Here is a 12,332-nt window from a genome sequence, read left to right on the forward strand (position 1 = left end):
GAACTATCTCATTTTGAAAAAACTTTCTCTTCTCAATTTTATTTAAATTTTTAGGAGTATTTGGGAATTCTGGTAACATATCTACATTATAAAAATTAAAAGGCTCTTTGGGGTTATGGTTTTCTGAATAAGTAATATCACCCACAACCATCAAACCTTCTATAGTTTCATTAGAATTAATAACTTTTTCAAGCTTTGTATTATTGTTATTAATACTACAAGTAGGTTTAGGAGTAGAATCTATAGTTTTAGATGAGGTATCTACAATCTCTACACTGTCAATTTTTTTTATATTTCCATTATCCATGGTACAGCTCAATAATGTAGTTCCCATAGTAATTAATAACGCGTAAAGAAATAACCGGTGAAACTGTATGTGTTTATTAATAGATTGAATAGGGATTTCTAGATTTATTGAATCTAATTGAGATTGCTTAATATGCCCGCAAATAGATTTACCTTTATTTGTGTTAATGAAGTCTTGAATTTCAAATGTATCCATATAAGTAAAATCAATAACGGTTTTTGAACAAGAATTACAAAATCTACCTTTTTCATTAGGTGTCATTCTATTCCAGTTTTCATTACAAGGACTTGGTATTTTAATGCTGTAAAATTGCTTCATGATGGTACTTATTTTATAATTAAGCATCAAAGGTCTTGCCATAATATTAATTTGAAATTGTATTTTTACGAGCATGATAAATCCATACGACGATACTTATTTTATGAAAAAAGCACTTCAAGAAGCTGAGGTTGCTTTTGAAAAAGGAGAAATACCTGTTGGAGCAGTAGTAGTTATTGAAGATAAAATAATAGCAAGAGCACATAATTTAACAGAACTATTAAATGATGTTACTGCACATGCAGAAATGCAAGCCATAACTGCCGCTGCAAATTTTTTAGGAGGTAAATATTTAAAAGGTTGTACACTATATGTTACTTTAGAACCTTGCCAAATGTGTGCAGGAGCTTTGTATTGGAGTCAGATTTCTAAAATTGTTTATGGAGCTAGAGATGAAGACCGAGGCTGTATTAATTTAAATACAAAATTGCATCCCAAAACTAAAATAGAAGGCGGTATTTTGGAAACTGAAGCATCAACGCTACTAAAGCGTTTTTTTATCGAAAAACGAAACCTTAATTAACGACGTTTATCTCCTTCTCGCTCTCGCATTTTATCTAAGTTCTCTTTAGTAAGCATATACTCTTTAGGATCTCTATCTTTCCATCGATAATAAGAGAAAAGAGGAATTACAAGAAAGAAAAGACCAAGAACACCAAAGCCTATGAGTTTTTGTGAATATTCTAAATCCACAAAATAACCAATAATTATACTAACTACAGAGGCTGTAAAAAATAAACCTATAATATATTTCATCGCTTTTAAGGCTTCTTAATTTCGGGTAAAGTTAATTAATTGTCTGCGATAAGCTGTTAATAATTTTGATTTAGAGACAAAGCCTAAGTATTTACCATCTTTTATAACAGGTAGATTCCATGCGCTAGAATCTTGAAACTTTTGCATAACATCTTGCATAGAGTCATTACTGTAATCTATTTTGCTTGGAGGGTTATGCATTAAATCGTACAAAAAAGTAGAATTATATAAAGATTGGTCAAACATTATTGTTCTTACGTCATCTAGTAAAATAATCCCTACCAATTGTTTATTGTTGTCTACCACAGGAAATAAGTTTCTAGTTGACTTAGCAACACCTTCATGTAGCATTTCGCCTAATGTCATAGTCGGTTTTAGAATAATAAAATTGGTTTCTATAACGCTATCTAAAGACATAAGCGTTAAAACGCTTTTATCTTTATTATGGGTTAGCAATTGTCCTTTTTTTGCAAGTTCTCTAGTATAAATAGTATAATCTAGAGTCCCTTTTTTTATACTAAAAGATATACCTACAGCAATCATTAAAGGAATAAATAATTCGTAACCTCCAGTAATTTCTGCAATTAAGAAAATAGCTGTTAAAGGCGCATGAAGCACACCTGCAATTAAACCAGCCATACCAATAAGAGTAAAGTTGGTTTCAGAAACCTGAAAACCTAAACCAATATTATTTATAATTTTTGCAACAACATTTCCTAATGCACTACCCATAACCATGGTTGGGATAAAAATACCACCAACACCACCCGCAGCAAATGTAGTCGTCATTGCCACAGCTTTGAAAATAGTAATACCTACAAGTAAAGCAATAACAACCCAAATATTATCTATAAAAGCATCAAAAGGTGTTTTCCCTAAAGCACTTAAATGATTTCCAGATAATAAATTGTTAATAAACCCAAAGCCTTCACCATAAAGCGGAGGGATAAAATAAAGCATAATCCCTATAGTTAGCCCTCCAACCAATAATTTTTGAAACCGAGTTTGAAATCGATTAAAAAACTGAAGAATTGCAAAATACATTCTAGTAAAGTAAATAGAAGCAAAACCAGTACCTACACCTAATAAAATATAAAATAGAGTATCTTTAATTTCAAACTTATCCGAAAAATTAAAATTAAATAATAAATCGTCTCCTAAAAAGAAATAAGATGTTATAACTGAAGACACCGAAGCTATAAGTAATGGTAATAATGAGGCAAAAGTAAGGTCTAAACTAAAAACTTCAATAGCAAAAATAATGGCTGCAATTGGAGATTTAAATATAGAAGAAATAGCACCAGCCGCAGCGCAACTAATTAATAATGTTTTTGTTTTTCTGTTAATATGGAATAGCTTACCTAGATTAGAGCTAATAGCAGCTCCAGAAGCTATTGCTGGACCTAATAACCCTACAGAGCCCCCAAAACCTACTGTTAAAGGCGCCGTAATTAACGGGAAATATATTTTGGTACGCTTTAAAAATCCACTTTTACGAGATAAAGAAAATAATATAGAAGGAATAGCGTGTTCAATAGGGGTTTTTGCTATGTATTTAACAAATAGATATACTAAAAACAAGCCAATTACTGGTAGTATAAAGTAGAGTTGATTATTTGAAAAAACTATGCCTTTGTCTAACAGAGCTTCTATAGAAAAGGTCAAGTTTTTTAATGTTACTGCAGCAAGCCCAGCTAATAAACCAACCAAAGCGCTTAATATAAACGTGAAGTTCTTTTCGGAAATGTGTTTGTATTTCCAAATTAAAAACCGTTTTAGAAGAGATTTAGTCGCCATGGTTTAATAGATAAACTTAAAACTAATAAAAAATCCTGCTCTAAGCAGGATTTTTATTTATGATTTTAAATTCAGTTTCAAATTTAATTCAGACAGTTGCTCATCATCAATAGGTGCAGGAGCATCTATCATAACATCTCTTCCAGAATTGTTTTTAGGGAAGGCAATGAAATCTCTAATAGTTTCCTGCCCGCCTAAAATAGCTACTAATCTATCTAATCCAAAAGCTAAACCTCCATGTGGTGGCGCTCCATATTCAAAAGCATCCATTAGAAACCCAAATTGCGCTCTAGCTTCTTCTTCAGAAAAACCTAAATGTTTAAGCATAATAGCTTGAGTTGCTTTGTCGTGAATACGAATAGAACCTCCACCAATTTCATTTCCGTTTAGTACTAAATCGTAAGCATTTGCTTTTACTGCTCCTGGTTCGCTATCTAATAATTCTATTTGACCAGGTTTAGGTGAGGTAAATGGGTGATGCATTGCGTGATAATGACCCGTTTCTTCATCTAATTCTAATAAAGGGAAATCTATAACCCAAAGCGGAGCAAATACTTTAGGGTCTCTTAAACCTAAACGCTCTGCTAATTCCATACGTAAGGCACTAAGCTGTGCGCGTACTTTATTTTTATCTCCAGATAATACACAAATTAAATCGCCAGCTTTAGCACCAGTCGTTTCTGCCCATTTTGCTAAATCTTCTTGATTGTAGAATTTATCTACAGAAGATTTATAGCTTCCATCTTCATTACAACGACAGTAAACCATCCCTAAAGCTCCAACTTGTGGACGTTTTACCCAACTAATTAATTTGTCAATCTCTTTTCTTGTATATTTATTTCCTCCAGGAACAGCTATACCAACAACTAATTCGGCATTATTAAAAACACCAAAATCTTTATGTTGTGCAACTTCATTTAATTCACCAAACTCCATTCCAAATCTAATATCTGGTTTGTCGTTTCCATATAAACGCATGGCATCATCATAGAGCATTCTTGGGAATTTGTCTATGATAACACCATTAACTTCTTTTAATAAGTGTCGTGTTAAACCTTCAAATACATTTAAAATATCTTCTTGCTCAACAAATGCCATTTCACAATCTATTTGCGTAAACTCAGGTTGTCTATCTGCACGTAAATCTTCATCTCTAAAACATTTTACAATCTGAAAATATTTATCCATTCCACCAACCATTAATAATTGTTTGAAAGTTTGTGGAGATTGAGGTAAAGCATAGAATTCTCCTTCATTCATACGTGAAGGAACAACAAAATCACGAGCACCTTCTGGTGTGGATTTTATTAAATAAGGTGTTTCTACTTCTATAAAACCATCATTAGATAAAAAGTTTCTAACCTCCTGTGTTACTTTAGATCTAAAAATTAAACTCTCTTTTACAGGATTACGGCGAATATCTAAATAGCGATATTTCATACGAATATCTTCACCACCATCTGTATTATCTTCTATAGTAAATGGAGGCGTAATAGCTTTATTTAAAACAGTTAATTTAGAAACTAAAATCTCTATATCTCCCGTAGGCATATTAGGATTTTTTGAAGCACGCTCAATAACAGTACCAGTAACTTGAATTACAAATTCTCTTCCTAATTTTTGTGCTTGTTCTAATAAAGCTTTAGAAGTACGCTCTTCATCAAAAAGTAATTGCGTAATTCCATAACGGTCTCGTAAATCTACCCAAATAATAAAACCTTTATCACGAGATTTTTGTACCCAACCCGAAAGTGTTACCTCTGTATTTATATGTGATGCGTTTAATTCACCACAGTTATGACTTCTATACATAGTTTAATTTTAAGAGTTGCAAATTTAATAAGATAATATGTTTTAAAATAACTTATTGTTCATATAATCTTAAACAATATTTTAAGAGTACTTCATCAATAATATTTAATAAAAATTTAAAAAAAATGACGATTTAAAATAAAAAATTAAGATATTTAACATATTAACAACCAAAAAACAAAAGAATTATGAATAAAGCGTTGACTTTAAAAATGTTATTATTTTCATTTTTGCTTCCTTTATTTGTTGTTGCCCAGCAAATTACGGGGACAGTAACAGATGGAACAAATAATGAGCCTTTGCCAGGGGCAAACGTTATTGTTAAAGGCTCCTCAACAGGAACCACGGCAGATTTTGATGGAAATTATATTGTAGATGTCTCAGAATTTCCTACTACATTACAGTTTTCTTTGTTAGGATATGAAACTAAAGAAGTTGTAGTTAATTCTGCTTCTAAAGTAGATGTTACTTTAGAAGAATCTGCAACGGCCTTAAATGAAGTTGTAATTACTGGTTTAGGAACCTCAATTAAGAGATCTAATTTAGCAAATGCAGTTTCTACTATTTCTGGAGAAGAATTAGTCGGTACTACTGGGCAAACTACTGTAGATGGAGCACTTTATGGTAAACTGCCAGGTGTAAATATTGTATCTTCTTCTGGTGCACCAGGTGGAGGTATAGCAATGAGGTTAAGGGGTATTTCTTCTATAAATGGAAATAACCAACCTTTATTTATTGTGGATGGAGTTTATATTAATAATGTGGAGATCCCTTCAGGGTTACGTTTTGCATCTGGAGCTAACAGAGGTAATGAAGAAAACTCATCTAACAGATTAGCAGATATAGATCCTAACGATATAGAAAACATTGAAGTATTAAAAGGGGCTTCTGCAGCTGCAATTTATGGTACACGTGCTAATGCAGGTGTAGTTATTATTACAACAAAAAGAGGTAAAAATGGAAAAACTAATTTTAGATTTGGCCAAGATGTAGGTACGACTAAAATAGCTAACCCTCTAGGTTCTAGAAACTGGACAGCAGCGAGTGTTGAAGCTACGTATAATGCGGCAGAAGCAGCATTGTTTAATGATGCAGTTGCTAATGGAGGATTAATAGATTATGAAGATGAGATTTATGGAGAAACTGGATTTATTAGCGAAACTAAGTTTAGTGTTGATGGCGGAAATGAGAAAACCCGTTTCTATGTAGGTACATCTTACAGAGATGAAGAAGGTATTATTAAAAACACAGGTTATAAGAGATTATCTGTTAAAGCAAATATAGATCATAAGTTATCTGATGTGTTTAAGTTTGCTTTAAGCTCTAACTATGTAAGAAGTGAGTCGAGTAGAAGTTTTACAGGTAATGAAAATGAAGGAGGGTTAAGTTATGGTTATACTTTAGCATTTACTAGACCTTGGGTTAATTTATTCCCAGATGCACAAGGAAACTATCCTAATAATCCAAATTACTCAGGAAACCCAATTTTTGTAAGAGATCAAGCAAAAAACGAAGATTTAAATAATCGTTTTATACAAGGCCTTAAATTAACAACTAATTTATTTAGTGGTGATACAGACCAAGTTAGAATAGTCTCTAATTTTGGTGTAGATTATTTATCTAACCAAACAGATGTTTATGTACCAGAAACACACCAAGGACAAATTGCAAGTGGACAGAATGGATTTATTGGAGTTGGTAAAAATGGATTTACTAATTTCAACTCACAAATTATAGGTATTTGGAATCATGATGCTTTAGGAGGAGAATTAGCATTAACAACTCAGGCTGGATTAACGTATCTAGATCAAACTGCTGATGTTGTTTTAAGTACAACTTCAGATTTAATACCTGGACAAACAAACTTATCACAAGGGAATAACCAAAGTATAACGCAAAGAACGCAAAGTGTTAGAGAATTTGGATATTTTGCACAAATTGAAGGGAATTATAAAGATCAATTTATTGGAACTGTAGGGTATAGATTGGATAAGTCTACTTTAAATGGAGACCCAAATAAATTTTACGGATTCCCAAAAGCCTCTTTAGCAGTGAACTTAAATAACTTCGATTTTTGGAGTTCAGAAAATATTAATGCGCTTAAATTTAGAATGGCCTATGGAGAAACAGGATCATCGGCAGGTTTTGGTTCAATCTTTACAAGTTTAAACCCAGTAACTATTGGTGGAAGTGTTGGATCTACTATTAATCCAGCAAAAGGAGATCCTAATATTGAGCCAGAAACATCTTCTGAGTTTGAGATAGGTATCGATACTCGATTATTTGATAGATTTAATGTTGAAGCTACTTATTATAAAAGAAACGTTAGAGATTTAATTTTAAGTAGAGCATTGCCAAGTTCATCTGGTTTTGGATCTGAAACTACAAATTTAGCAGATTTAGAAAACTCTGGTATTGAATTATCTCTTAATGCAGATGTTGTAAGAACAGAAAACTTTAACTGGAATACAGGAGTGCAATATTGGTTTAATGATTCTGAAGTTACAAGATTAGATGTGCCTGCATTTGCTCAGCCAGGAGCAGGTTTTGGTCTTGGATTAGGAACATTCTACATTCAAGAAGGAAAACCAGTGACGCAGTTAGCTGGTACTGTTAATGGTGTGCCAACTCAAGTTGGAGATGCTGCGCCAGATTTCCAAATGACATTTAATAACAATATGACCTTATTTAAGCAGTTTGATTTATCCTTTTTATTACACTGGAAAAAAGGAGGAGATAATATTAACTTAACTAAATTATTAACAGATTTAGGAGGGACAACACCAGACTTAGATACACAAGAAGGGCAGGATAGAGCAAATTCTCCTTTTTCTGCAACACGTTTTGTGGAATCGGCTAGTTACTTAAGATTAAGAGAAGTTGCATTATACTATAGATTTCCAGAAAAAATAATCAATGCTTTTGGAGGTGTTATAAGTAATGCTAAAATTGGAGTTTCTGGTAGAAATTTATTTACAATAACAGATTATAGTGGTTACGATCCTGAAGTATCAACAAATGGTAGTCAAGGTTTATCTAGTGGTATAGATGTAACTCCATTCCCTAGTTCAAGACAATTTTACTTCCACTTAAATGTTCAATTTTAAAAAAAGAATCTATGAAAACATATAAAATGAAAACAGTAAAATGGCATTATGCCTTAGTGGTATTACTTGTATTAGGTATTACTACATCTTGTACTTTTGATGAAGAAGTAGACCCTAATGGCCCTAGTTTAGAAGGGGTATTGAGTAGTGCATCAATAAACCAATTAAACAATATGGTTATTGGTGTTGAAGCTACAATGAGAAATAGTTTAGGAATCCAAACCACGGCTAGTGGCACGATGGCTAGAGAGTTGTATTTATTTGATGCAGATCCTAGAAATACAGCTAATATTTTAGGTAAAAATGGATCTAGCTTAGAAAACGGAGATTTTTATGCTACTGGTCCATGGGCTGGTCGTTACAGGTCTATAAAGAATGCCAATATTTTAATACAATCTGCTAATAATACTGGAACTGTTACTGCAGAGGAAAGAGCTGGTTATGTAGGGTTTGCGCAGACTATAATTGCGTTTGAGCTAATTGAAGTTTTAAAATCTTATAATAGAGCTAGAGTTGATGTTTCTGACGATACAAATCTAGGTCCAGTTCTAGATTTTTCTGCAGCTATGACAGAAGTAAGAGCAATGCTAAATGATGGATTAAACAATTTAAATCAAGCAGGAAGCACTTTTGCTTTTAGTTTAGCAGGGTTTTCAGGTTTTGACACACCAGCTACTTTTGCTCAATTTAATAGAGCAGTTGCAGCTACTGCGGCTTTATATGATGGAGACAAATCTGGAGCACTTACAGCTTTAAACGCTTCTTACTTTGATTTAAACGGAGATATTACTATTGGACCTAAGCATGTATTTAGTCAGTCTAGTGGAGATGTTACCAATCCTGTTTACAAAGGGCCATCTACAGCTGCTAACCCAAATAATGGAGATCAAATAATTGTACATAATAGTTGGATAAATGATGCAGAAGCTGGAGATACTAGAGTAAGTTCTAAAACAGCTGTAAGACCAGATCCAAGTGTACAAGATGGTTTAACAGGAACGCACGAAACAAGGTTATATGCTACAAATGTTAGCCCTATAGATATGCTTAGAAATGAAGAGTTAATTTTAGTCTATGCAGAAGCAAATATTGGAACTAATAACGCACAAGCAGTTACAGCACTTAATGTAATAAGAAATGCAGCATCTTTAGCTAATTATTCAGGAGCAACAACAGATGCAGATTTAGTTACAGAACTATTAAACCAAAGACGTTATTCGCTTTGGGCAGAAAACCATAGAATGTTCGATTTAAGAAGGTATAATTTATCTAATACATTACCTATAGATAGAGCAGGAGATGTTGTTTATAATGAGTTTCCTATTCCTTTTGCAGAAGGGAATTAAGAGACGTTCTCTATAAGACAGCTATAAAAAAAGCCTGTGATATAATATCACAGGCTTTTTTTGTACTTTATAAACTATATTTATTTATCTAAAACTAAAGCGGTATTATCTCCTAATGCTTCATTATCCTCTTTTTGTGTTGTAATTTGAGCATTTGATTTTCCATATAATGACATTTTTAAACGCATAGTTAAATAGAATAATACTGGAACTACAATTAATGTTAAGAATGTAGCTACAAATAACCCATAGATTACTGTCCATGCTAATGGTCCCCAAAAGATAACATTATCACCTCCTATGTATATATTAGGATCAAATTCGCTAAACAAAGAGAAGAAATTTATATTTAACCCAATAGCTAGAGGTATTAAGCCTAGAATTGTGGTAATAGCAGTTAATAATACAGGTCTTAAACGCGCTTTACCTGCTCTAATAATACACCATAATAAATCATCTTTACTTAAATAATCTTCCTCTTCTAGATCCAATTCGTTCTTCTTTCTATCAATAAGTAATTGTGCATAATCTAAAAGTACCACACCGTTATTTACAACAATACCAGCTAATGAGATAATCCCCATCATAGTCATTAATATTACAAAGGAAGATCCAGTAATGACAATACCTCCAAATACACCAATTAAACTCAAGAAAATAGCAATCATTATAATGGTTGGTTTAGAGAATGAGTTGAATTGGAAAATTAAGATTAAGAAAATTAATCCAAGACCTGTAAAGAATGCTCCCATTAAAAAGGACATTTGTTTGTTTTGTTCTTCAATTTGTCCTGTATAATCTATTTTAATGCTTTTAGGCATGTTTTCAAAACTTTTCATTTCCTCTTGTACTCTACTTACTGCTGCGCCAGCATCTGTAAATCCAGGAGCTAAAGCAGAGTAAACTGTAACAACACGTTTTGTGTCTTTATGTTTTATAGCGCTAAAACCAGAGCTGTTATTTTGTTTTGCAACTGTAGAAACTGGTATTTCTTTTATTTGTCCAGATGCAGGATCTCTAAATACTATATTTTGATCGAAAATGGCACTTGTATTATAACGGTCTTCTTTATTAAAACGCACGTAAATGTCGTAATCTTCTCCATCCTCTTTATAAATACCAGCTTTGGCACCAAAAATAGAGTTTCTTAATTGTTGCCCTACTTGTCCAGTAGAAACCCCTAATTCTCCTGCTTTTTTACGATCTACAATAACTTGCATGGCAGGTTTGTCCTTATTAACATCTATTTTAAGCTCATCTATGGCATCTATGTTTTTAGAGTTAATAAATTCACGCATGCGTTCGGCTGTATTTATTAATTCGTTATAATCATCACCTTCTAGTTCAATATTAATAGGTGCTCCTGCAGGTGGTCCGTTAGCATCTTTCTCTACAGAAATTAAAACACCAGGATAAATGCCTACTAACGATTCTTGCACTTCTTTAAGTAAGGCTTGACTATCTGCTCCATTTCTGTACTTATACTCTCGCATAGAAGCTGTAATTTTACCTTTATGGGGCATTTCGGCTGCAGAACCTCCATCGGTTTGCGGGTTTCCTGCACCTTCACCTACTTGTGACACCGCACTTTCTACTAAAAAGTTTTCGCCGTCTTTTACATATTTATCATTATTAATAATGCTGTAAACTTTGGCTTCAATAGCTTTAGTAATTGAATTGGTTTTTTCAATATCTGTTCCTTGAGGGTATTCTATATATACAATGATTTGATTTGGTACATTGTCTGGGAAAAATTCAATCTTAGTTCTTTGTGATGATACTGAAGCTCCAAAGGCTATAAAAGCAGCAACTAATAGAGCAGCAGTTCCAAAAGAAATAAGAATAGGTCTTTTGCCTTTTAAAGCTCCTGCAATTTTACTTTCGTACCAATTTTCTAAGCGTACTAAAGTTTTGTTTTGAAAGTTATTTACCATTTTTCTTAAAAACAGTCTGTATGCCCATAATAAAATAGCAGTAAATAACATAACGGTTCCTAAACCTCTATATTCGCCTCCAAAGAGTAAAATGAGTAAGCCAATACCTCCAATAATAGAAGATACTTTAATGATTTGTTTTAAAGGCATGTCTTTGTCTTCGGTTGTCATAAACTGAGAGACTAAAACAGAGTTAAAAAAGATAGCTACAAATAACGAGGATCCTAATACTACAGATAATGTTTTTGGGAAGTATACCATAAATTGTCCCATAACTCCTGGCCATAAACCTAGAGGTACAAAGGCTGCAATAGTTGTAGCTGTAGATATAATAATAGGAAATGCAATTTCGCCTATTCCTTTTTTAGCAGCTTCAACTCTAGAGAGCCCTTCTTCTTCCATTAATCTGTAGACATTTTCAACGACCACGATACCGTTATCTACTAACATTCCTAGCCCCATAATTAGCCCAAAAAGAATCATTGTATTTAAGGTAAAACCTAAATAACTTAATATCATTAAAGACATAAACATAGACATAGGTATAGCGAAACCAACAAAAAGCGCGTTTTTAAATCCCAAAAAGAACATTAAAACGGTAACTACTAGTATAATACCAAAAATGATATTATTTACTAAATCGTCTACTTGACCAATAGTTTTTGAAGATTGGTCGTTAGTAATGGTAACTTTTAGGTTGCTAGGAAATACATTTTCTATCGCATTTTTTACAATAACATCTATTTGCTCTGCAGCTGCAACCATATTTTTCCCAGCACGTTTTTTTACATCTAGCATAACTACACGATCTCCAAACTCTCTGGCATACGTAGTTCTATCTTTTTCTTGAAAACTAATAGAGGCTACATCTTTTAAATAAATAGGGTTGCCTTTTTCAGATTTTACAACAAAATTTTCTAATTCTGAAGGTTTTTCAATCTCTCCAATAATACGG

General features: G+C 32.7%; 7 protein-coding genes and 1 pseudogene. 3 read left to right on the plus strand and 5 right to left on the minus strand.

From position 1 onward, the window contains the following. Nucleotides 1-625, minus strand: a pseudogene (locus ACVC2P_RS02025) (hypothetical protein); the annotation flags it as partial. Between the two features lie 73 nt (nucleotides 626-698). Here ACVC2P_RS02025 and ACVC2P_RS02030 point away from each other — a divergent pair. Continuing rightward, nucleotides 699-1,148, plus strand: coding sequence for a nucleoside deaminase (locus tag ACVC2P_RS02030; protein ID WP_452596814.1), 450 nt, complete (start codon nucleotides 699-701; stop codon nucleotides 1,146-1,148). Here the strand turns inward: ACVC2P_RS02030 and ACVC2P_RS02035 are convergent. Genes ACVC2P_RS02035 through aspS form a run of 3 tightly spaced genes read right to left on the minus strand, consistent with a single transcriptional unit; the run spans nucleotide 1,145 to nucleotide 4,990 of the window. Further along, on the minus strand, nucleotides 1,145-1,381 hold the full coding sequence (locus ACVC2P_RS02035) for a hypothetical protein (protein ID WP_452596815.1): 237 nt from the start codon (nucleotides 1,379-1,381) through the stop codon (nucleotides 1,145-1,147). The two genes, ACVC2P_RS02030 and ACVC2P_RS02035, sit on opposite strands and share 4 nt — an antisense overlap. Before the next feature lie 15 nt (nucleotides 1,382-1,396). Then, the gene (locus ACVC2P_RS02040) at nucleotides 1,397-3,178 is read right to left on the minus strand and encodes a chloride channel protein (RefSeq protein ID WP_452596816.1); all 1,782 of its coding nucleotides are present in this window, start codon (nucleotides 3,176-3,178) and stop codon (nucleotides 1,397-1,399) included. Between the two features lie 57 nt (nucleotides 3,179-3,235). Then, a complete protein-coding gene (gene aspS, locus ACVC2P_RS02045) occupies nucleotides 3,236-4,990 on the minus strand; it encodes an aspartate--tRNA ligase (protein ID WP_452596817.1) in 1,755 nt (584 codons plus the stop codon). Nucleotides 4,991-5,178: 188 nt separating this feature from the next. Between aspS and ACVC2P_RS02050 the strand changes: the two genes are divergently transcribed. After that, nucleotides 5,179-8,097 (plus strand): SusC/RagA family TonB-linked outer membrane protein, encoded by a 2,919-nt coding sequence (locus ACVC2P_RS02050; protein WP_452596818.1) that lies wholly within the window; start codon nucleotides 5,179-5,181, stop codon nucleotides 8,095-8,097. Nucleotides 8,098-8,108: 11 nt separating this feature from the next. After that, on the plus strand, nucleotides 8,109-9,443 hold the full coding sequence (locus tag ACVC2P_RS02055) for a RagB/SusD family nutrient uptake outer membrane protein (RefSeq protein WP_452596819.1): 1,335 nt from the start codon (nucleotides 8,109-8,111) through the stop codon (nucleotides 9,441-9,443). Between the two features lie 80 nt (nucleotides 9,444-9,523). On the opposite strand, the gene ACVC2P_RS02060 is transcribed toward ACVC2P_RS02055, so the two are convergent. Further along, a partial coding sequence (locus tag ACVC2P_RS02060) for an efflux RND transporter permease subunit (protein ID WP_452596820.1) occupies nucleotides 9,524-12,332 on the minus strand: 2,809 nt, incomplete at its 5' end.

This window comes from Pontimicrobium sp. MEBiC01747 (assembly GCF_053601635.1).

Excerpts from the sequence above, each read along its gene's own strand:
- ACVC2P_RS02030 (WP_452596814.1), top strand. The coding sequence starts at position 699 with ATGATAAATCCATACGACGATACTTATTTTATGAAAAAAGCACTTCAA.
- ACVC2P_RS02035 (WP_452596815.1), bottom strand. The coding sequence starts at position 1,381 with ATGAAATATATTATAGGTTTATTTTTTACAGCCTCTGTAGTTAGTATA.
- ACVC2P_RS02040 (WP_452596816.1), bottom strand. The coding sequence starts at position 3,178 with ATGGCGACTAAATCTCTTCTAAAACGGTTTTTAATTTGGAAATACAAA.
- aspS (WP_452596817.1), bottom strand. The coding sequence starts at position 4,990 with ATGTATAGAAGTCATAACTGTGGTGAATTAAACGCATCACATATAAAT.
- ACVC2P_RS02050 (WP_452596818.1), top strand. The coding sequence starts at position 5,179 with ATGAATAAAGCGTTGACTTTAAAAATGTTATTATTTTCATTTTTGCTT.
- ACVC2P_RS02055 (WP_452596819.1), top strand. The coding sequence starts at position 8,109 with ATGAAAACATATAAAATGAAAACAGTAAAATGGCATTATGCCTTAGTG.